Origin of the sequence: Verrucomicrobium sp. BvORR106, assembly GCF_000739655.1 — a bacterium.
Taxonomy (GTDB): Bacteria; Verrucomicrobiota; Verrucomicrobiia; order Verrucomicrobiales; family Verrucomicrobiaceae; genus Verrucomicrobium.
Genome location: NZ_BATR01000011.1, coordinates 1 through 22562, shown reverse-complemented (window position 1 = coordinate 22562; position 22562 = coordinate 1). Strand labels below are relative to the sequence as shown.

The 22562-nt window shown below is 63.1% G+C and carries 15 protein-coding genes; 11 read left to right on the top strand and 4 right to left on the bottom strand.

Annotated elements, in window-relative coordinates; translation table 11 throughout:
- The first annotated feature begins 10 nt into the window (after positions 1-10).
- On the top strand, positions 11-691 hold the full coding sequence (locus BV106_RS02240; RefSeq protein WP_038159864.1) for an MYXO-CTERM sorting domain-containing protein: 681 nt from the start codon (positions 11-13) through the stop codon (positions 689-691).
- A 27-nt stretch (positions 692-718) separates the two neighbouring features.
- Here the strand turns inward: BV106_RS02240 and BV106_RS02235 are convergent, their stop codons facing one another.
- Entirely contained in the window at positions 719-2164 is a 1446-nt protein-coding gene (locus BV106_RS02235; RefSeq protein ID WP_038159863.1) for a DUF1501 domain-containing protein, read from the bottom strand.
- A 56-nt stretch (positions 2165-2220) separates the two neighbouring features.
- Entirely contained in the window at positions 2221-4749 is a 2529-nt protein-coding gene (locus BV106_RS36995; protein WP_051944799.1) for a DUF1800 family protein, read from the bottom strand.
- A 727-nt stretch (positions 4750-5476) separates the two neighbouring features.
- On the opposite strand from BV106_RS36995, the gene BV106_RS02225 reads away from it, so the two are divergent.
- The 8 genes from BV106_RS02225 to BV106_RS02190 are packed head-to-tail and all read left to right on the top strand — an operon-like array spanning position 5477 to position 18742.
- Positions 5477-7429 (top strand): BatA domain-containing protein, encoded by a 1953-nt coding sequence (locus BV106_RS02225; protein WP_038159862.1) that lies wholly within the window; start codon positions 5477-5479, stop codon positions 7427-7429.
- Entirely contained in the window at positions 7426-10842 is a 3417-nt protein-coding gene (locus BV106_RS02220) for a hypothetical protein (protein ID WP_038159849.1), read from the top strand. Before BV106_RS02225 ends, BV106_RS02220 begins: the two co-directional genes overlap by 4 nt.
- A complete protein-coding gene (locus tag BV106_RS02215) occupies positions 10829-12274 on the top strand; it encodes a trypsin-like peptidase domain-containing protein (RefSeq protein ID WP_265595246.1) in 1446 nt (481 codons plus the stop codon). Before BV106_RS02220 ends, BV106_RS02215 begins: the two co-directional genes overlap by 14 nt.
- A 24-nt stretch (positions 12275-12298) precedes the next feature.
- The gene (locus BV106_RS02210) at positions 12299-14752 is read left to right on the top strand and encodes a glutamine amidotransferase (protein ID WP_038159846.1); all 2454 of its coding nucleotides are present in this window, start codon (positions 12299-12301) and stop codon (positions 14750-14752) included.
- Positions 14749-15996 carry a hypothetical protein gene (locus BV106_RS02205; RefSeq protein ID WP_038159843.1) on the top strand — a complete coding sequence of 416 codons (1248 nt, stop codon included), beginning with the start codon at positions 14749-14751 and terminating at the stop codon, positions 15994-15996. The genes BV106_RS02210 and BV106_RS02205 overlap by 4 nt, the downstream gene beginning before the upstream one ends.
- Position 15997: 1 nt before the next feature.
- On the top strand, positions 15998-16843 hold the full coding sequence (locus tag BV106_RS02200; RefSeq protein WP_038159840.1) for a hypothetical protein: 846 nt from the start codon (positions 15998-16000) through the stop codon (positions 16841-16843).
- Positions 16844-16868: 25 nt separating this feature from the next.
- Positions 16869-17870, top strand: coding sequence for a MoxR family ATPase (locus BV106_RS02195; RefSeq protein WP_038159837.1), 1002 nt, complete (start codon positions 16869-16871; stop codon positions 17868-17870).
- Complete coding sequence (locus BV106_RS02190) at positions 17867-18742, top strand: DUF58 domain-containing protein (RefSeq protein WP_081891454.1); 876 nt, start codon at positions 17867-17869, stop codon at positions 18740-18742. Before BV106_RS02195 ends, BV106_RS02190 begins: the two co-directional genes overlap by 4 nt.
- 235 nt (positions 18743-18977) lie before the next feature.
- Here the strand turns inward: BV106_RS02190 and BV106_RS02185 are convergent, their stop codons facing one another.
- Entirely contained in the window at positions 18978-19607 is a 630-nt protein-coding gene (locus BV106_RS02185) for a response regulator transcription factor (protein WP_038159833.1), read from the bottom strand.
- Positions 19604-21766, bottom strand: coding sequence for a sensor histidine kinase (locus BV106_RS02180; RefSeq protein ID WP_265595245.1), 2163 nt, complete (start codon positions 21764-21766; stop codon positions 19604-19606). Before BV106_RS02180 ends, BV106_RS02185 begins: the two co-directional genes overlap by 4 nt.
- A 131-nt stretch (positions 21767-21897) precedes the next feature.
- On the opposite strand from BV106_RS02180, the gene vccB reads away from it, so the two are divergent.
- Complete coding sequence (vccB, locus tag BV106_RS02175; protein WP_265595244.1) at positions 21898-22392, top strand: Verru_Chthon cassette protein B; 495 nt, start codon at positions 21898-21900, stop codon at positions 22390-22392.
- Between the two features lie 45 nt (positions 22393-22437).
- On the top strand, positions 22438-22562 hold a 125-nt coding region (locus BV106_RS36990; protein WP_265595248.1), incomplete at its 3' end, for a prepilin-type N-terminal cleavage/methylation domain-containing protein.

The window sequence follows — 22562 nt, the reverse complement described above, 5'->3', positions numbered from 1 at the left end:
TCCAATTTCTATGCATAAGTCTATTAGTGTAGTCGCAAGTGTGCTCTTTGCAGGCGTTCTCGGAGCTAATGCGGCGACAATCAGTCTCGGTAACGTCAATGCGCCGAGTGCTGCATCGAACATGGTGTCGACATCTGCTGGTGTCAGGCTCACTTCGTCCAATAGCTTTATTGGGGTGGGGTATTTCGACACGCTCACCGATGCGCAGCTTCAGTCGTTGAACGCCACCACCTTCGCTACGGCAAAGACGGATTTCGTATTGTTTGGAACTTCAACTTCTGCAGGAACCCCGTTCCCCATCGATGGATCATTTCAGTATGATTCCAGCGCGGCGATTAACGCTGGCAGTTCATTCATAAATGAATCCGTGTATTTGGTCGTCGGCAACGCATCCACCTTGTCTGCATCTACAGAGTTGCTGATCTATAAGAGTGCGCTGACGTTTCTGCAGGACAATCCGTTGTTTTCAGGTTCTGTGAGCCTGAGTCGGACTGATGAAGTCAATACTGCTTCGCAGCTCCTTTGGGGCCAGTTCGGTACCTATTCGTACGACATCGGAGATTCGTTCGGACCAACTCAAGCGTATAGTACCGTTGCTGCTGTTCCCGAACCGGGCGTGTCAGTATTAGCCATGGCAGGGGCCATGTTTGCTGTTTTGGGCCGTAGAAGGCGTCGCAATCGTCACCCATAAGTGACTCGAGGAATACCTCGGACTTTCCTACCCCAGGTCAGGTTTGAACATCCCAATCGGCCAGGCCGATTGGGATGTGTTGTAAAAGTTCCCGATGTTCGGGAGGATCAGGGGGAGGTCGCTGCGGTTGGCACCGAGCCAGAGGGCGAGTTCGGCGAAGAGGGAGTCGCAGCTGGTGGTGGGGATGAACCGGCCGCGGCCGGTGTCGAGATCGTTAACGGTGGGGCCGTAATCGGGATTCACCACCAGAGAAGGGTACTGGCCATAGATGCGCTTGCCCACTACGTCGCCGCCTACGATGAGTTGATTGCTGCCCCAGGCGTGGTCTGAGCCCCGGCTGTTGGAGGTGAGGGTGCGGCCGAAATCTGAAGCCGTGAAGAGAGTGACCTTGTCTTGCATGCCCATGGCCACCAGAGCACTGTAGAAGGCACCAATGGCGGCGCTCACCTGAGGCAGCATGGATGCCTGACCAGCGAGGACTTCGCTGTGATGGTCCCAGCCTCCCCATTGGATGAAGAAGGTCTGTCGCTTGGCCTGAAGCCGGGCGTGGTTGTGTCCCTGAATGGCCTTGGCGACCATGGCGAGCCGCTGACCTACGTAGGTGCTGGGAAAGGTGACTCCGGCAGGGAGGGCTGGCGCGGTGGCCGTGGCAAAGATGTCGTAGGCATCCATCGCCTGCTTCTTCCGGGAGTTGAACGTCTGGGCCAGCAGGTTGGAGTAGTCTTGCGCCAGCTGGCTGTCTACGGCGGCGCTCAGAGCGTTGCGCACGCCTTGGTTCGCTTCGTAGGCGGTGTTGTAGTTGCTCAGGTTCACCGCCCCTTGGGGCGTGATCGCGTATTCCGCCACCGTCTCCCCCGTCTGCCACACGTTGCCCCCATCCAGGCTGATCTGCATGGGCACGGTAGGCACGGAGTTGATGTGCTGAATCAAGTCCGCCAGTCGCCCGCCCCAGCCGATGCCGGAGCGGGAGTGCGGCACGCCGGTCTGCCACTGCTCGATCTGGTCTGAGTGGGAGTAGAGGCCCAGCGGCAGCCGCTTCTGGCTCTGTTCCACCTCGGCCTTCGTGAATACGGGTTCGATGAGTGTGCCTACATTCGCCACAAAGGCGGCGTTGCCGTTGTTGAACAACGTGGCCACCTCTGGCATGCCACCGTGGACGGCAAAGGGCGGCAGCCCCTCGGGCTGGATGTTGATCAGCTGTGCGTCCGTCAAAGCCAGGTTGGACCGTGAGGATTGATACGTGGCATACGCGCCGGGTTCGCGTGGCACCAGCATGTTGAACGAGTCGTTGCCGCCTGCCAGGAAGAGGCACACCAGCGCACGGTAGCTGCCGGGCTGGGGAGATGAGGCCTCGGCGATGCCCTCTGCGAGCCGCAGGTTCAAGAGCGTGTTTAGCAGCGGGATGGAACTCACGCCGGCGCAACTGGCCTGGCCCAGAAACTGGCGTCGGTTCATCGGGGGGGCAGGCTTCATGAAGGGAGGAAAGAGGAAGAGTGAGAGAGGGCCGAGGGAATCGGCGACGTGGTGCGTCAGCGCTGCACGTTGAAGTCTGATGAGGTGACGATGAGGTAAATTGCCAGGCGCAGACGCTGACGGTGCCACTGCCATGAACTGGTGGGGATGCGCAACATCGCCTCCCGGATGATCTGGTGCTGCTTCGGGCTCAGGGTGCCGCCCGTCAGGGCCAGATCCAGCCGCCGCAGCAACGGATCGGGATCTATGGCAGACGCCCCGGAGGGCGTGTCCTGATTGATGAGGTTCGAGGGGACAACCATCCCGAGTTCCGGATCGTTTTGCAACTTCACGATGTAGGTCGCATTCCCGTTCCCATAGCGGTGCAGGCTTCCCTCGATCGCGTTCCAGAAGTAGTTGGGTCCGGTGATGGCGGTGCTGGCGTTGATGATCTGGAACTCCGGAGCCACCAGCCCCTCCTGCGTGATCGGCCCTGGTGGACTGTGGTTGGGCAGGAAAAAGTTGAAGACGCTGGGGGAGTTCATAGGGTCCTGCATGTGGTCCGTGCTGAACTGGTCCAGCGGATAGTGACCGGAGGTGGAGGCGGCGTTGAAGGCGCGGGCCATGTTCACCACCCGCAGCACGGGCTCTCGCAGCCGGCCCCAGGTGGGCACCTCCATCATGGCGGGATCGCGTGCCTCCGGGTCCAGAAGGATGGCCTTGACCACCGCCTTCATGTCACCCCGCACGCCGCTGCCGTTGTTGGCAAAGGCGGCGGAAACCCGGCCCACGTACTCGGGGCTGGGGTTCGAGGTAACGAGTCGCTGGATGAGCTGTCGCCCGATGAACGGGCCCACGTTGGCGTGGTTGAAGAGATTCTGGATCGCCGCCGACACATCGGCCAGTCCGGCGGTGCCGGTGTTGCCGCTGGAGGGCGTCCGGACGGGGAGATTCAATCCTCCCAGCAGGATCTTGGCATCACAGTCGTGGTAGGCATCCCACATCTTCATTGGGACCGTGAAGTCGCGGGGATAGAGCTGGAAGTTGGCGTTGTTGCCAAAGGAGAGTCCGGTGAACACCCGCGCCAGCTCCGTGATGTCGCCATTGTTATAGGTGGGAACCGGATTGCCGTTGACGAGTTTTCTGGTTCCGTTCTGGTTCAGCTCCCACAGGCCAATGCTGAAAAGCTGCATCACCTCCCGGGCAAAGTTCTCGTCCGGGTAGATGCGCAGCGCGGAGTTGGCCTTCTGGTTGCCCAGGTGGCTCAGATAAATGCCCATGACGGGATGGGTGGCCACAGCGTAGAGTAGGTCCTGGTAGTTGCCGAAGGCATGCTGCACCATCAGGTCGTAGTAGTTGGCCATGCCCTGCTGCTCCACCGCCAGTTGCTCCGGCCGATCGGAGGTCACGAGGATTTCACTCAGGGCAAAGGCCACCCGCTGACGCAGCGCATCGTAGGGCTGTGCCGGGCTCGCGGGGGCGGTGGGGCTGAGTTTGGGGGAGCCCATCACGCGTCCCCACCAGGCGAACTCCTTGTAGTTCCCGTACAGCGCGAGTCCCTGCCCGTTGGGAACCGCCCAGTCCACATACGGTTGCAGCTTGCCCACGGGCGTCATGGCGAACTGCGAATCGATCCAGCCCTCAAACCCCAGCGCCATCACGTCTTCCACATTCTCCGGGAGGGTGTCGGCGTCATTGCTGTCAGAGTCTGGTCCGAAAGCAGCTTGAATCAGGAATCGAGCCGCTGCCTTGGGGCTAGGCAGGGCGCTGGCATCTGCCAGATTCACGGTAGCGGCGGTCGTGGTCCCTAGCGTGTAGCCAGTGCCGGTCGTGGCCGTGAGGATGATGGTTTCCGCCCCCTCCGTCTGTGCGTCCGCCAGGGGCGTAAACTCCACCCACACTTCGCGTACTCCCAAGGGGATCGTCACCTGGCTGCCAATCACCGGGCAGGTGTAGTCGGTGTTGCGCGTGGCGGTGCCCGTCAGGGTGAGATTGACCGTGATGGGTTTGAGTCCGCCCGTCCGGCGGATCGCCACCAAGCCCTTGTCTGGCCAGTCTTCATTGATCTCCCCATCCAGCAGGCCGACGGTCACCACACTCGTGCCTGTCCATTCCGTGTTCACCCGGCTGAAGTCGGACGTGGCCTGGCGCTCGGAGTTGCTGTTGCGTGGATCCAGCCCCAGTTGGCGCTCCTCCCAGTCGCTCAGGCCGTCCAGGTCCGTGTCGATGTCGCTGACGTTGAGCCGGAAAAACTGGGATTCTTGCCCGGTGGAGATTGGCAGGTCGAAGATCTCCCCGGTGCCGTCCACCGTGAGCAGCGGCTGCCACGAGTTGAGCGCCAAGGTGTTGCTGACATCGATCCGGTACCGCTTGCCCGGTGCTGACTGCCACGAGAACTCGACTCCGCTCCCTGGTCCTGCCCCGATGCCGATGGCCGGGCGGGAGGCGGCATCAAAGGGGTTGGTGCCGCCTGCTGCTTCCTGAAGGTTGGTAAAACCGTCGTTGTCCGTGTCCAGCCCCGCAGCGAGCCCTTGGGCGTTGAACTGGAGTTCCCAGACGTCGCTAAGTTGATTGGTGTTCTTGTCCAGCTCGGCCAGGGCTACCATGCCGGGAAGAAGAGAGAACAACAGGGTCAAAGCCCAAGGAGGCCGGGAATCTGTGAGGCGGGAGGGGCTGGCCGACGATGCGCGAGATCGCATGCCAGTAAAGTACCACCGCCAGATCGTCCTGCGCAATGGTTCCCCGCCAAGTGAGAAATTGTTTCGAGATGAAAACTTAGGTGGGGCAGGAGCGGAGAGCCCGGAGGCTTCGCCCATTTGTGGTACTGAGGTTTATCTATTTCCTTGAATCCTCGCGAACCGGAAAAGGAGGCGGGGTCTCCGGCCCCGCAGAGGAGCGAAGCGGGGAGATGATTTGCTGGTGGGAGCACAAGTAACCGCCTGCGGTCTCGGGAGGGAGTGTTGGGCGCTGTAGCTTTATTTAGGTTCGAGCCTATTACAAGAACCGTCAAAGCGGCGTCAAGCCGCACGCACTCCAAGGCGCTTCGCGTGTTTGGGAGTCAGGCGGCAAACGATGTCCAATCACCTTTGAAAGTCTTTCCAGTTGGCGGCAGGCACTTCGCGCCAGCGTCTTGGAGTGCGTGCGGCTCGACGCCGCTTTCGCCTGCCGGAGCGGCGGGATATTTCCTAAAATCCATCACCAGCCCCTGCTCAAACAACCCAGGGCGCCTCCTCCGTCACCCCCGTCAGTCCACCCTGCCACCGGTCGCTCCCGGCCCTCGCGCGGAAATACCTGCTTGTCAGTCGCGGAAATTTTCACCTATGATGTCGCCCGATGTCACTCCTGAACACCGGATTCCTCTGGGCGCTGGCCGCGTTGGCCGTGCCACTGTGGGTGCATCTGCGTCGTCGCATGCAGTACCGGCAGCTTCCCGTGGGCAGTTTGCGGTTTCTCAACGAGGTCTTGCAGGAGCGTCGCCGGCGGTCGCGGTTTGAGGAGATTCCCCTCCTGCTGCTCCGGCTTCTCTGCGTGATCCTGCTGGCTGTGATCTTCTGCCGCCCTTTTTTCAGCTCCAGCGTCAAGGCGGTGGCTGATCCGGCAGAGACAGTGATCCTTTTGGACGCCTCCGGCAGCGTGACCGGGGCGATGAAGACAACGGGGATGGATTTTGTCCAACGTGCTGCCGCGGACGTCGCCGAGGGCGGTAAGCTGACGCTGGCCCAGTTCTCGGACGACGTGGCGGTGATCTCTGATACCGGGGAATGGACCCCTCGTGCCGGGGCGCCCACAGATCTGACCCGGGCCATGAACTGGGCCCTGGACCGGATCGGTGCCGGCGGCGGCGGGGCGGGTCAGTCTGGGAAAGTGGTGCTCATCGCGCATCTGGCAGAAGGGGACGTGCCACCCAGCCCTCCGCGAGTCTGGCCTCCGGGAGTGTCGCTGGAGGTGCACGCCCTGCGGCCGCCTTCACTGCAGAACGCTGCCGTGCGTCAGGTCACCCTCCTCACGCCTTATGTGATGGAGCAGATGGAGATCGAGGTCGAGGTGCACCTGCCCACTGGAGCTGACCGCGCCGTGACCTTGAAGGCAGAGGGCATCACGATCACCCAGACCGTGCCCGAGGGCGGAGACCGGGTCATCTTCAAACTCAAACCGCCTCGTGATGAAGTGCGTGGCACAATCTCCCTCAATGGCGGGGATGACTGGTCTGCGGATGACGAGCGTCCCTTCGCGGTGCGGTGGGTGCAACCCCGGCGGGTCCTGCTGGTGGATGGCAACCCGGGCAACACGCCGTTTGAAGGTCAAGCCTACTTCGTGGACAAGGCGCTCACGGCCTCTGGCGCGGCGCATGGGAAGACCCCGTTCCAGCCCGAGATCGTTTACGGACTCTCCGCGCGCCAGGGAGCTGCGGATTTATCGGGAGTGGCCGCGGTGGCGCTGTGCGGTCTGCCTGCGGTCTCCACGGCGGATGCGCGCCTCCTCGCCCAATATGTGGAGACGGGTGGCGGTCTGCTGATCGCGCTGGACGCCCGTTGGACTCGTGGCACCTCTGCTGTTCTGGAAGCGGCAGGGCTCCTTCCTCCCGGCATCCGTCCCGCTGGGGGTGACAGTATGCCGGCTTTGGCAGAGGAGGCCGGCCCCGTACGGACGTTGACGACCTGGGAGCGGACGCATCCCATCCTGGCTCCTTACGATGGCAAAGATGGCGGCGATCTTCGGGAGGCAGAGTGGCGGGATGGATTCGACATCCCGGTGGAATCGGGCTGGAAGGCGCTGGCCACGCTGGATGGCGGGCACGCGCTGCTGCTGGAGAAGACGCCCACCGCCACCTCAAAGGGGCGCGTCCTCGTGCTGGCCCATTCCTTGACCCGGGAGTGGACGGATCTGCCGCGCGATCCCTTGTTTGTGCCACTGGTAAAGAGCCTCTTCACCCATGTGGCCCAGGCCGAGGGGGCAAGCCCTGACCTAAGGCCTCGCTATCCGGGTGTGCATGAAGATCGCCCTCCTGGCCTCTACACCGATGCCGCAGGCAACACGGAGATCGTGGCTGCGGCTCCATCGGAGTCTGTGGTGAATGATGTCGAAGTCTCCGGACTGCGACAGGCCTTTGGTGTTCCGGACGCCTCGCTTCCCGCTGCTGCTCCACAGGATGATCCCTCGTTGGCAAAGGCATCCGTTCCCTGGCGGCATGAACTCTGGCCGTGGGTGGCGGTGGCGCTCCTGATCCTCCTCATGGCGGAGAACCTCGTCGCCACCCACCGTCTGCACCCCTCATCCGCCCGATGAAACGTCCCTCCCAGATTAGGTTCGATGAGTCACCAGTGCACGCCGTCGTGCGTCGTCGCCGACTGCTTGATGGCTCGACCGCCCTGCTTACAGGGCTGGCGGTGGGGTTGGCCGCCATCATCGGGCTGGCGTACCTGGATCTCACGGAGGTCTGGTCAGAACAAAAGCGCCTGTGGCTCCTTGGCATCACCGTTGCCGGAGTGCTGTTGCTCGTGCTTCAACGTTGGCTGGTTGGCAGGAAGGGACGGAATGCCCTGGCCGTGGTGAAGGCGATGGAGGCTACGAACCCGGCAGACGGGCAACTGCTGCGTACCGCCTGGGAACTGTCAGGCAAAGACGCACCTGCACCCACAGATGGTGACCGGGAAACCCTGTCCTCCCGTTTGCTGGGCGAGGCGGAGGAGCGCCTGCGTCGTGGCAAGTGGCAGACTCTTGCACCGTCCGGGCGTCTGCTGGTTTGGCTTGCTCTTGGTGGCGTACTGGTGGCCACTCTGCTGGGAGCGGCCCGGCAGTCGCCGGATTTCCAGACTGCCTTGCACCGCATCCTGTTGCCTCTCGGTGCGCCCACTTACACCACGGTCGCCTGGGAGTCGCCACCAGCACGCTATGATGACCGGCATCCTCCACGTCTCGCCGTTGCGGTTGCGGGCCGGCAAGCTGAACCTCAGATGCTGGTGCAGGCGGCGGGTTCGAGGGAATGGCAGCCCCACGCGCTGACGACCCTGGCAGACGGGCACACCTATGATGCGGTGCTCACCGGCATGACGGGGGACTTCCAGGTGCGCGTGGTCGCGGGCGATGGCGCGACGCCGACGCACACGGTGAAGTATCACCCCATCCCGCGGCTGGAGGAGGCAAAGGTCACCGTGCACTTCCCAGACTACACGGGGCTCAGTGCCGAGGAGCGGCCCGGAGGCGATGCCAGCGTGGTGGAGGGCAGCCGCCTGGAGTGGAGTTTCAGGTTCAACACCCCGCCGGACCGGGTGGAGTGGACGCTGGCCTCCGACACCAGTGCGCCCCAAACGATCTCCACGCAGGGCGATGGAGCAGCGGTGCAGGCCTCTTGGAAGACTCCGCTGGGCAAGTACTCCGGTGTCCTGAACGTCTTCGACAAAGCGGGCGTCCTGCTGGACACCTGGCGCTATGAGGTGGTCGGTCTGGCAGACCGGCTGCCCACCGTGGAGCTGCTGGAGCCGGTGAAGGACCTCCAGGCCACGTGTGTGACAGAGCTGCCCGTGCGCATCCGGGCCCGTGATGACTTTGGGGTCGCGGAGGTGGGGCTCATTATGGAGGCCGCAGGCCAGACTTTGTGGACGCTGGAAAAGGTCATCACCGAGCGGGACCAGCGCGACCTGATGGAGCTCACCCGCGCCATGCTGGAGACCGTGCCGCTGACCATCAACGACAACATCAAGCTCTACGCCTATGCGCTGGATCACAAGCCGCGGGGCGGTCCCCGCAGCGTCAGCGCCTTGCGCTGCATCGACATTCGCGACTTCAAAAAATTGGCCGCGCTGAGCAAGGGGAGGCCACCCAATGGCACCCCGTTGCAGATCGCGAAGCTGAATGAACTTATCCGCGGCCAGCGGGTCGTGGTCTCAGACTGTCATGTGCTGAAGGAGGCGGCCAAGGATGAGAATGCCGAGGGCGTGGGGCCGAGGTGCCAGGAGACCGGTGTAAAGCAGCAGGACGTGATCCTCAAAGCAAATGCATTGTTCGCCGCCTGGCAACAACTGCCCAATGCCTCACCGGATGATGTGACCCTGCTGGGTACCGCTGTGGCGCAGATGACGGAGACCGGTCGCCATCTCACCCGTATCCTCACGGAGCCCGCCCACCAGTCCTCTGACCGGGCCCTGAGCTCCCTGCTCCTGATCCGCAAGCATCTCATCTGGTTGATTGGCGATGCCAAGGACGGTGAGTCGGACGAAGGCGAGGACATCGAAATCAAGAGCCTGGAAGAACTGGCCCGCGAGGCCCAGCGTCTGGCGGAAGAGGAAAGAACCGTCCGGGAGCAGATCGGGCAGGAGGTGGCAAAGCCCATCGCAACTCTGGAGACCTCCCGCCGACAGCAGGAGGTGGCCGTGGCGGATGCGGGTGAATTGTTCTCCTCCATCGTGACCCATCCGAAGAAGAACGAGCCCATGTTGAAGCTGATGGCGGCTGCGGAGACCTTCATGCGAGATGCAGACGAGCGCCTCCATTCCATGGAGCATCTCACGGCGCTGCCACCCCTGACGGATGCGGAGCAGCGGCTGCGGGATCTCTCCGACTTCATCCGTGCGATGATCGAGGAGAAGCTGGCCGACACCTTGAAGCAGATGGCCGCCAAGGCCCAGGCGGACGCCAAGAAGTCCGGTTCCCAAGGGCAAGGCCAGGGCAGCGGCAAAGGCAAAGGGGAGGGCGAATCCTCCCAAGGCGGGGAATCTGGAAAAGGAAATAACCAAAAGAGCGGAGAAGGGAAAACCCCGGAGCTGGCGAAGAACCCGCAGGGGGAGACGGAGGGTAAAGACGGGCGACGGACGGCCGGAAAGGCCGCGCGGAATGCGGAGCTTGCCGATGAAATCCTCAAGGCCCTGGAGGCGCTCGCTGCCGCAGGCGGCAACCAGCCGGCTCAGACGCCAGGCGATGGTGGCGACGGCAAGACACCGGGTGGCAAGGGCGCAGGTCCCGGCCCCGGCATGGGAGCGGCGGAGCTCGCCGCCCTTCGCGCCCGCGCTGGCACCGAAGCCCTCGCCAAGGATCTGAAAGCACTCGCCGGAGGTACAGGAAATAATCCGGACAAGGGGGAGGCACCGGGAACTGGCGACCAGCCTGGCGCCGCCGCCCCTCCGGGACAGGGGGGCAAACCCGGTGAAGGCGAAATCCCTACGGGTGGGCCGGGCATTGCAAAGCGGCTGGAGAAGATGGCCCAGGTGCTGAATGCGGAGGCGGCGCGGCTGAATGCCTCACGTCTCGCCCAACTCACTGAACTCAGGGAGAAGGCCAAGGCCCTGCGCGACAAGGCCGCCCAGCAGGGGGAGGGCGCTTCTCCGTCGGAACAACTTCTGGCCCAGGGCGGGAAACCAACCCCACCAGCCCCCGGCAAGGGGCAAGGCAACGGTGAAGGTCCAGGCGAAGGGGAGGGCAAATCTGGTGCGGGCAGTGCCAAGGCGGACATTGATCGCTTCTCGGCGGAAGCAAAACGCCTGGGTGATGAGACGATCACCGGACTGGCCAGCCAACTGGATGCCGTGGTGCCCACCCCGGCTGCTTTCGACGGTATCATCGAACGTCTGGACCTCCTCATGGCCAGCCTTCCCGGCCGGGTGACCACCCAAACTGTGCAGAATCGCGTGCCGGAAAAACACCGCCGCGAGATCGAAGCTTATTTCCGCAACCTCTCCGATGATTTTGGCAATGAACCCCAGTAAGGCCGCCGCTCTCGCCAGCATGCTTTGTTTCCTGTCGCCGTCGTCGTTGCGGGCGGAGGTTCCCCGTCTGCCTGCGGGGCAGGGGGCGGTGATCTTCGCCGCTCCCACGGGCACGGCCCCTGTTTATCCCAGCGATGCCGACCTGATCGACACCGTGACGCCTGCCGTGGTCTCGGTGTTTCCCGCCCGCATCGTGGAGGGGGCCGATGCGGAGAACCCGCTCGACCAGTTCTTTAACCGGGACCGTTCCGCCCCCAAGGGTGGCGGCGGGGATGGCGGCAGTCGGGAGAACGAGCGGGTGCAAGGCGTAGGCTCAGGGGTGGTGATCAGCGCTGACGGATGGATTGTCACGAACAGCCACGTCATCCATCTGCAGAACGGCAAGCAGGCCGACGCGATCTCTGTGGAGTTCGCCGACCGTCGGCGTTATGACGCGGAGATCGTGGGGGATGACCCACTGACCGATTTGGCTCTTCTGAAGATCAAGGCCACCGGGCTGCCTTTCTTGAGGCTGGCAGACAGTGACTCGGTGCGCGTGGGCGATCCCGTGTATGCGGTGGGAAATCCCTTCAAGATCGGCATCACCGCGACCAAAGGGATGGTCTCTGCTGTGCGTCGTGCGAACCTGGATCTCACCACGCGAGGTGGGTATGAGAGTTACATCCAGACAGATGCCGCCATCAATCCTGGCAACTCCGGCGGCGTGCTCGCAGACCGGCACGGGAGGCTTGCCGGGATCAACACCGCCATTTGGGGCGCGGCAGGGCGTTTTAATGTTGGCATCGGATTCGCAATTCCCTCGAACCTGGTGCGAAATGTGGTCACTCAACTGGCCGAGCGGGGCCAGGTAGAGCGCGGCTTCTTTGGCTGGCAGATTGAGGAGCCCTTGCGCAAGGACATTGAAGCCGCGGGCCTCGTCAGCATGGCAGGGGCGAAGCTGGGCCAGGTGATGGAGGGCGGCCCTGCGGCGGCGGCGGGATTGAAGGCAGGCGACATCGTGCTTGAGGCTTCCGGCGGCAAGGTTTTCACCCGCGGGGATCTGCGTTTCCTCGCCTCCATGATCCGGCCTGGGGAATCGCTGCCCTTGAGTTATCAGCGGGCAGGTCAGAAACTGACGGCCACCTTGACGGCCGGGCGCAATGACCCCCAGGCAGTTCCTGCCGGATCGACCTTCCGCCTCGACAGCCTGCCTGGCATTGATTTTCGCAAGGGTCGGAAAGGCCTCGTGGTCGAGCAGATCGGAAAGAAGGAGAAGGCCAAAACCGGTCTCGCCGTGGGCATGGAGATTGTGGAGATCAACGGCAAACCCGTGGCGGATGCCATCGCCGCCGGGGTGGCGCTGGTGGAGGGGGTGAATCAAGTCAAGGCTCGAACCGGAGCAGACGAGCAGACCCTCGCCATCCGTCTGCCTCTGAATGCAGAAAGGGAGTAGTCCCCCGCATCCCTCTCTTCCTGCATGAATCTGTACTCCACCCTGCAACCAGCGCTGCCAGTCCCTCTGATCGTGGGGCTCGCTGTGGGTGCCGCACTGCTGGCCGTAGTGACGGCGCTCCGGGGCAGACCATTGCATCCGGCATGGCTCCAGGCTCCTGTATTGTTGCTGCGTCTGAGCGCCATCGCTTTGATTGCATTCATCTTGTTGAACCCGTCGGAGAATGTGAGCACGCCCGTAAAGGCCTCACGCAGTGTGGTGCTGGTGGATGCGTCTGCGAGCATGACGATGGCGGGTACCGAGCAGGGGACCCGTTGGGAGGAGGCGCTGGGGTGGACGGCTGACTTGGGTTCCGCGTTTCAGAAGGCGGGGCTGCCTGCACCGGAGTACCTTCAGTTCTCGGGGGATTCGGAGCCTTTGCCTATCGGAACGAACGGGGACCTCACCCTGAAGCCGGATGGCCCAGAAACGCGGCTGGCTGCGGCATTGGAGCGCATGGTTGCCAGCAGCGGGTCCTCGAATCTCGACCATGTCATAGTGGTGTCAGATGGTTGTGTGCAGGATGCTTCTCGGCTCAGCACGGCGCTGGGTGCGCTGCACGAGGCGGGGGTTCGGCTGTCCACGCGATTGGTGGGTCGCGATGTGCCAGCGCGAAACGCGGCCTTGGTCTCAGTGCTGCCGCCGCGCATGGTGCGTGCCCATTCCCGCGTGGTGGTGCCCGTGGAGCTGGAGGCGGGCGGTGTCTCCAGGACGGAGGGCTTTGATCTCATCCTCCGGGATGATGAGGGGGCGGAGATCACGAGGCAGACGGTCACCTTTTCGCCTGCTTCTGATGCCAGCGTCGCCACCGCCTCACGCAAGCTCGTCTTCGTGAGTCCGGCCCGCACCACGAAGTACACCGTGGAACTCAAGGGACCAGGCACGGAGGCGACGCTGGAGGACAACCGCTTCACCTTCACCATGGAAGTGGTGACCACCAAGCTGCGGGTGCTTGTGGCGGAAGGCACCCATGCCAAGCGCTCGCTGGGATCCGAGGGGCACTTCGTCAATGACATCGAAATGATCACCTCCGCATGCACCGGCACCGGTGAGATGGAATGCACCACCTTCACCCCGGTGAGCCAGTATGTGGACCGGCCCAACCTCTTTGGGGTGAAGTTCGCCAATGGCGAGATGCTGGTGGATTCCTCGCGTCCGTTTCCTAAAACCCGTGAGGAGCTGCACGGTTATGATGTGATGATGTTCAGCGATGTGCCGGTGGGGAACTTTTCTGAGGAGCAGATGCAGTGGGTCGTGGAGTGGGTGGTGGAGCGGGGCGGGGGCTTCCTCATGGCCGGCGGCAACACCGCCTTCGACTCCGGCAACTATGACCGCACGCCTTGGGAGAAGATCACTCCGGTGGACATGGTGGATTACGGCGATGGCAACTATGGCGGCACGCTGGAGGTGGCCATTCCTGCCTCGGTGCGGAACCATCCCATCTGGCAGCTGGTGAGCGACCCCAAGGAGAATGCGGCGATCCTGGACTCGCACCCCTCCTTTAGCGGGATGAACCGCGTGCGACGCGCCAAGCCCGGGGCCACGATTCTCGCAGTGGTGAAGGATGAGCTCGACCAGCCTGTCATCGCCGCTCAGAACTACGGCCGAGGCCGTTCCATCGCCTACCTGCCGGATCCCAATGGTGGCTGGGGTTCAGAAGTGATCCGCTGGAGCTCTGACCACGCGCCTACCTTGGGGGATCGCATTGAGCTGGGGCAGGGCGCATCTCTGACCACCCATCCCAGCGAGGCGCAAGCTCCCGCTTCGCCACGGCCTCCCCATCCCTCCCCGTACTATGCCGCGTACTGGGTGAACACCATGAAATGGCTCGCGGAAAACAGCATCCGCTGGCGACGGGACAAGCTCTCGGGAAAGATCCTCGTCGCGCAAGCTGAGCCGGGCGGGAAGTTGCCTGTGGCAGTGGAGTTCCTGGCGGAGACGGATCCAGAGAAGGTGGCAGTGCAGGAGATCGGTGCCCGCCTCGATCTGCCGGGGAGTCCCCGTGTCCGCCTCACCTATGACCGGGACCGGCGGGAGTTTGCCGGCACGCTGCAAATGCCCAGAGAGATAACCACCCAGGAGGTGCAGGTGCTCTTCGATACCAACACGGGGCGCGAAGTCCTCACGGATGCGGCGCAGTGTGGCGTGCTGGTGCAGAGCCGCGAATACACCCGCTCTGCTCCCGATGGTGAACTCATGGCGGGTCTGGCCAAAGCGGGCGGCGGTGAGGTGCTGACCACCGTGGAGTCCGCTGTGGCCGCCAGTCTCGCCGCCTCTGAGGCCCATGCCGCACGTGAGTCGCGGGCCTGGCCGCAGCCGGTGTGGAGCCGATGGTCGTGGTGGGCGGTCATCATGACTCTGCTTGCTTTGGAGTGGCTGCTGCGCCGCGCCGGTCGCTCCAGTGTGACTCCTTTAACCCCTCTCCCTGGCGCTGCATGAATCGAGTCTTCGTGACATGGCTTTGTCTGGCGGCTGCTCTTGCTGCTCAGGAACCACAGCGGGATGCGGACCGCGTGCCAGCGCTCATTGAGCAACTGGCTGCGCCCAAGGTCCGCCTGCGGGATGAGGCACAGCAAGCGCTGACGCAGATGCTCGAAGCAGAGCCTCGGCTGCGTGATGCCATGGCGTCGCACCCCAGCGAGGAGGCGCGATTGAGGCTCAAGCGGATCCTCAAAGGTTTTCATGACGGGCTCTGGACCATCGAGGTTCAGCAGGCCGAGACCAAACTTGGCCCTGATCGGGGACCCCTGCGGGCCATGTCAGACGGGACGCATCTCGCCAATTTGCACCCTCAGGGCATCGACCTCGTGGAGACCCAGGACCTGACCACGGTGCGCACGCTGGGCCGCTCGACCACGGGCACGCTCACCCTGAGGATGCTCGCGTGGTCCAAGGATGGGCAGAGGATCGCCTTCTCCAACCAGTCCGGCGCCGTGATGGTGGAGGACGAGGCTGGAAAGCGTGTTCTGACGGTCCCGGTGGAAACCCGGAAAACGACGGTCAACCCAAACGGCGTGCCTCGGGAGGTCACGCAGAATGCCCCGCCTGTCGCGGCAGAGTTTCTTCCTGGAACCCAGGATCTCGTAGTGTTTTCAAACGCTGGCCTCACCGTGCATGCGGCGGGAGGCAGCAGTCCGCGGCGGATGCCGGTGGCGCAGATCTTCCCCGAGATCACCCGCAACATCCTCGCGCAATCCATGGCTGTATCCCGGGATGGCAAGGCGGCGGGGGTGGCGTTTGAGGTGCCCGGCCCGGAGGAGGATCTGGTGGCCATGATCTCGTTGGCTGACCTGAAGGTCTTGTGGGTGTCTCGCATCTCGGTCACTCCGCGCTGGATCGCTGTGAACCTGGACGGCTCAGAGGCCCTCGTGGCGATGCGGGAGCGCGGGGTGGTCCGCTGTGCCGCAGATGCTCCGCAGGCCATCACCATCAGCCGCTCTATCGATGATCTCACCTCCGTGGCCTATGCGCCTGACTACAAGAGCGCCTTCATCACCTCGGCCCGGGCGAATGCCCCGGTGCGCCAACTGGCCCTGCCGGATGGCACGGAGATCTGGACGGCTCCGCCCGCCCCCGCCGGTTGTTATCACTTCACTCCGCTGGGGTCGGACCGCTTTGCGACCAAGACCTTCGACAACCGCATCCTGATCTGGAAGAAACGTGTTTCACCCTCTGCCCGCTGACATGCCCAGTACTCGCCTGATCCTCTGCTGCATGATCTGCCTGCTGGCAGCTCCGAAGGGTTCTGCCCAGGAACCGGTTGCCCGGCCCTCCGTCAACACGGCCATGCCGAAGGTGTGGATCTTCAACGGGACCCCGGGGGATGACGAGCATCACGAGTTCTATGAAACCAATCTGGAGTCTCTGCGCAGCTCTCTGACCGGGCGCTTCGGGGTGCCGGCGGGGAATATCACCGTCCTGTACGGCCCCAAGAATGCCGGCTACGACGGCCCCTGTACCCGGGAGGCCCTGCTGGATGAGCTGGCGAAGGTGGTGGCGCACACCAAGACTGCCGGAGCGGGCCCTGCATGGGTCATCCTGCAAGGGCACGCCAACCCTGTCACGGGCGGGGCCATGTTCAATCTGCCGGGGCCGGATGTGAGTCTGCGTGAAATGGGGGATGCCCTGAAGGAATGCGCGCCCCAGGTGCCTTTGGTGGTGCTGGGGACCACCACGGTCAGTGCGGATCTGGTCCGGCGGACCTCGGGACCTGGGCGTTATGTCGTGACCGCCACCACCGCCGGGGACAAGGAGAGTGAGACGGAGTTTCCTAAAGCCCTGGCCCAGGCGCTTGCTGCACCTGCCAGTGATGCCAACCAGGACGGCGTGCTCAGTCTGACAGAGCTCTATCTCGCCACCAACGAGGCCGTTCTCGCTCTCTACAAGCAGGGTGGCTACATCGTGCAGGAACACGCCCAGCTCGATGGCAACGGCGATGGCAAAGCCACGCAGCGCCCGGCGGAGGAGGATGCCGAGCCAGCATCCCGCATCGGCCTCGCCATCGGTGGCGGCAAATCAAAGTTCGAATAACACGACCCCTCACTTCCCCTGAATCATGTCCACTCCAGCCACTTCCAACGATCCCGCTGCCCGACTGTTTGCCGCCCGCGAAGCGCTGCGCAGTGAAATGAAAAAATGTGTCGTGGGTCAGGAGGAGACCGCCGAGCTCCTGCTGCTCACGCTGCTTTGTCGCGGTCATGCCTTGCTTTTCGGGGTGCCGGGTGTGGGCAAGACGCTCATGAGCGCCGCCCTGGCCAAGGCGTTGCACCTCGAGTTTCATCGTGTGCAGTTCACCCCGGATCTCATGCCGGGAGACATCACCGGGACTGAGGTGCTCGAGGAGGACCCCTCCACGGGGCGCTATCAGCGCATCGTCATGCCAGGGCCGCTCTTCGCCAACGTCCTGCTTGCCGATGAAATCAACCGCACCCCTCCCAAGACCCAGGCCGCGCTGCTCCAGGCCATGCAGGAGGGGCAGGTGACGATTGGACGGGAGACCTACACTTTGCCTAGTCCTTTCCTCGTACTCGCCACGCAGAACCCGATCGAGATGGAAGGCACCTACCCACTGCCGGAGGCGCAGCTCGACCGTTTCTTCTTCTGCATTCGGGTGAACTACCCGGACCAGGAGGACGAGCTGGCCATCGCCATGAATGCGCCGGGCAGCGCGCTGGCTGCGGTGAATGCCGTGCTGGATGCAGAGGCCCTGAAGGCCCTCCAGGAGAGCGTGCAGGCGGTGCCTATCTCTACTGACGTGGGGCGTTATGCGGTCCGCCTCGCCTCGGCGACGCGACCGCAAACCGGCAGCGTGCCGGGCGTCACGGAATTCATCGAGTGCGGTGCCAGTCCGCGTGCCTCCCAGGCACTGGTGCTCGCGGGCAAGGCTCGGGCCCTTCTCAACGGTCGGGCTCATGTGGACTTTGCAGACATCCGGGCACTCGCTCCAGCCGTGTTGCGCCACCGTCTGGTCCTGAACTTCCGCGCCCGGGCTGAGAAGGTGGATGCGGACGCGATCGTCGCGAAGTTGCTGCAACAGGTGTCTCAGGAGAAATCATGAACGCTGTCGCCGCATCAATGACGGTGGAAGATCCGGAGGTCTTCCTCGCCATGGAAGATCTGGACCTGGTGGGCCGTGGCCTGGCAGACGCTGTCTGGCACGGGCAGCATCAGAGCCTGCAGCGTGGCCCAGGGGTGGAGTTTCACAGTCACCGTCCCTATCAGCCCGGTGATGACCTGCGCCGGGTGAACTGGTCGTTGCTGGCACGGCAACGGCGGCTCTATGTGCGGGAGAGCCGCGCCGAATCCAGACGTCCTGTTTATCTGGTGCTGGACAGCAGTGCGTCCATGTCCATCCAGCATGGCCCCAGCTCGAAGCATCAGTACGGTAAGCGGGCTCTGGCGGGAGCCGCGCACCTCGCCCGGAGGCAAGGCGATGCTCCGGCGTTGCATCTGACCCATGGGACGAGCCTGCCGCCGCGCAACAGCAAGGATCACGTTTCTGGCATCTGTGCGGCTCTTGGCGGTAGCACTGCGGAGGGGGCAGGGGACATGGCGGAGGCGTTGCGAGAGATGCGGACCTTCTGTCGTCAGCGGGGCTTTATCCTGTTCATCTCCGATTTCCTGGATCAGGAGGAGGCGACCGTGGCTGAACTCGCCGCCTTCCGCGCCCAGGGGCACGATGTCTTTGCCCTCCAGGTGCTCGATCCGATGGAAGTCTCCCTGCCCGAGGGCGGGGACTATGATTTCATTGAACCCGAAACCGGCGGCCATCTGCGAACCGCCGCGGAACCCATCCGCACTGCGTATGCCCGTCGCGTGGCGGAGTGGCGGGCAGGCCTGAGCCAACTGGCAGGAACTCACGACATTCGCTGGTACAGCACTACCACGGAGCAGTCGTTGGTGGCGACGTTGAGAGGGTGGTTGGGGTGAATGGATGAAGTGAAAAGTTAAGAGTAAAAAGTGATAAGTGGGGGCCAAGGCCTCACAGAGCTTAGCCGCGGCGTAAAGGAGGCGGGGTCTCCGGCCCCGCGCGCCAGGGGTAATGCGCCCTGACCGCGTAAACGCGGAACTCCAACCCCGTCGTTGGTCAGGAGAGGGTGGAGTTTCGTCCCAAGTGTATGACGGTCCATCGTCCACTCACTGCCACCACTTACCTCTTACCGAATCACTCGTCCAAATGCACAATGCCCCGCTTCACGGCCTCAATGGCCGCCTGGGTTCGGTCGGCGACGTCGAGCTTGTCGAGGGTGTTGGAGATATGCAGCTTCACCGTTGCTTCAGACATGTGCAGCTTCGCTGCGATCTCCTTGTTGCTGTATCCGGCCACGATGTGGCGGAGCACCTGGAGCTCACGCGGTGTGAGCGCATTCCGCGCCTGTCTTGCCGCGAGCTTCGCCGCGACATTGGGGGAGAAGTATTGTTCCCCGGCAAAGATCTTTCGCACCACCTCCAACAACTCTTCCACCTCGGCGGACTTCGAGACATAGCCTGAGGCACCCGCCTGCACCGCCCGCCAGATGTCTTCTTCCCCTTCGAACACTGTCAGCAGGACGACGCGGGCATCGGGGAACTCAAGGCGCAGTTGCTTCGTGATCTCCGCACCATCCTGTCCGGGCATCTTGAAGTCCATGGTCACCACATCGGGCTGGTGCTCACGGTAGAGCTGGATCGCCTGGGTGCCGTTGCTTGCTTCGCCCACCAGGGTCATGTCGCGCTCGCCGGAGATGGCCTCCGTCAGGCCGAGGCGCATCATCGCATGATCATCGACTACCAGAACACGGATTTTTCTTTTCATGAGTGAGGAGTGGAACCATTGGAACGCTTGGCAAATTCTGAAGGCACCACCACATGGATGCGGGTGCCCTTGCCGGGTTCAGAATGCGTCTGGAGCGTGCCTTGCAGTTTGTTGACGCGTTCGCGAATGCCCAGCATGCCAAAGTGACCCCGCGGCGCCGGGGCGTTGGTATCAAAGCCGCAACCGTCATCCTGCACCTCCAGAGAAATGGTTTCAGGAGTAAACTCCAGTTTTACCTGGATAAGGCGTGGCGAGGCATGGCGCGAGGCATTCACCACCGCTTCATGGGCGATGCGCAGCAGGTGGATCTCCGAGGGCCCGGCCAGGTGATACGGCTGCCCTTTCACCTCCAGGGTAAAGTGCGCTCCGGCCTCGGTGGCCAGCGGTGTGAGCATCTCTTCCAGGGCCCCATGCAGGCCGCGCAGCTCCAGGGCGGTGCTCCGCAGATCGCGGATGGAGGTGCGCGCCTCCTCGCGGCAGTGCCGCAGCATCTGCTCCGCCAGACCCAGTGACTGGCTGGCCTGGTCTGGGGCGGTGGCGATGCGTTGCCGTGCGTTGCGAAGCTGGATGGAGAGTCCGGCCAGTTCCTGCTCAATGGTGTCGTGCAGTTCCCGGGCAATGCGCTCCCGTTCATCCTTCACCGCCGAGCGTTCGATCTGGGTGCCGATGATGCGCGTCTGCTCCGTCACGCGCTGGCGCAGCAGGGCTGCCCAACCCAGGGACAATAGCGACGCCGCACCCAGGATGCCCAGGGCCCACAGCGTGCGCCGCAGTGTCCACCAGGGTGGGTGCTGGATGATGGCCACGTCGTTCCCGCCACGAAGATGCAGGCGGAAGCCGTCCACGCTCTCGCTGAAGGGAAGAGGCCGGGTGGTGGTCAGCTCACAGATGCCCGTGAGCCGCAGGCGTGTGTCCGGAGTAAACCGGGGATAGGGATCACTGCGGGGCGGAAGTGTTGCTTCAAAGAACCAATCACCCGTGCGGCATTGCAGCGTACTTTCGTAGTTCGGCCCATCGCGCTGCGCCTGCACCAGCGCATCCACCGTCACCAGTTCTGCCTGCTGAGTGCCGAGTTGCCGGGCCTTAAGATTCAGCACCTGAGGTTGCGGAGGAATGGCAATGCTCAGGGGTGTGACCCTGGTGGCGCGAAGGACCGGACGAAATGGCGCGACTGCGGCAAAGCCTTCAGCTTCCACCCGCGTGCCTAGAACGATGTCCTTGGCTGCGGTGTGGACAAAGATGCTGCCGCCCTCTCCCCGCATGTAGAGGCCATCATCCGTGGTGTGCGTCACCACGCCGCGTACTCTCACACGTGTGCTCGAGTTGGAATCGCTGCGCAGCAGTTCATTCACCGGGGTCAGGCGCGGTTCCCCCTCCGGAGCGGGAGCCTCGGAGGGGACGATCTGATCAAAACTGGGCACAAAGAAATGCCGTCCCGCAAGCTGGCGCTGGCTGTTGAAAACACTGCCCACTACGCCACGGATGGTCACGGGCCGCTGCATCAACTGGGAGGCTTTTTGCACGGCATCTTCACCCGTAGGCACGAGGAGCCGTACGGTCCAGCCGGAAATTTCCGCAGTGATGACGAGCGAATTGTCATGCCACAAGACACCCGTCATGACCGCTGCCACCTCCACCCATTGACAGTCCAATGAGGGTGAAAAAAGTTCGGCAGCATCGATGCGTTTGGGTGGTGGCGGTGCCCCATCGCCCAGATGAGTGATGTGGTGGCATTCGATGATGGGCAGGAAGCCCCCGGGCTGCGTCACCCCTTCAATGCGGATGCGGCTGCCCAGTTTGAGTTCAGCGCCCATTCCTTCTGGCACAGCCACATAGACGCCCTCGCGGCCATCGTTGGCGATCAGATTGGACTGTCGTGAATTGCGAAAGGTCACCGTGGCATCCACCAACACCGGCAGCCGCTTCGCGGCCTGTTCGGCCGTCAGCGCACGAATGCTGACGATGGAGGTGAGGGGTGGCTCCGCACCGCGCACAATTCCTCCACTCCAGTGCATGACCAGCAGCGCGGTCAACCAGAGGGCCAGGGAGCGGAAGAGAGTTGCAGAGACAGGTGCGATCATTCGAATGACATGCCACGAGCGGGATCCTGCCTCACGGCGGGCGGCTTCATGACGCACCAGTCTTTCAGAATATTTCATGCGCGTCATCATATCTGCATAACTCATGCAAAATAATTAGCCATCTGGCTAGGTAGGCAGCGGGCGGGTGTGGATGTCATACTGCGAGCATGAAGTCCACCGTGACATTCCAGGAAGTAAAACGTTGCGCCATGCGACTGCCATTCCTGTCTGGCGCCTCCCGTCGTGCCCGCCACGGCTTCTCGCTGGTGGAGGTGACGCTTGCCATGGGCATTGTCTCATTTGCCTTCGTCACCATCTTCGGCCTGCTGCCGGTGGGGCTGGATGTTTCACGTCAGGCCATTGACACCACGGTGTGCAGCCAGATCACCCAGCAGATGATTCATGCTGCGCAGCAGACAGACTTCTCCCGTCTGACCCAGTTGCAGTCCGACTCCGCTTCCGAGCCCTGGTGTTTTGACGATCAAGGGGGGCGTGCCGCGAATCCCTCGCTCGCCCGCTACAAGGCCGCCTATCAGGTGGCTCCATCTGCTGCGCTGCCCTCCAGTGGTGCTCCTTCGCGACTGGCGCTGGTGACGGTGAGCGTCCTGGGCACACAAGGGCCGCGGACCAGTAAAGTGGCGGACATCCTCAAAAACCCGGATGCCAGGAGAGTTTCTTTCCTCGTACCCGACAACGGCCGCTAGTTCCGGACCGGTTCACCCTGCTCTCCAATCTCCCGCACCCTAGCCATGTCCCCTCAGCGTTCCATCCGGGCCTTCACACTTGTCGAGCTCATGCTCGCGGTGGTGGTGCTCGCCCTGGTGGTGGCGGTTGTCGCCCAGATGACCCAGCAGACCAGCCAGGTGTGGAAAAG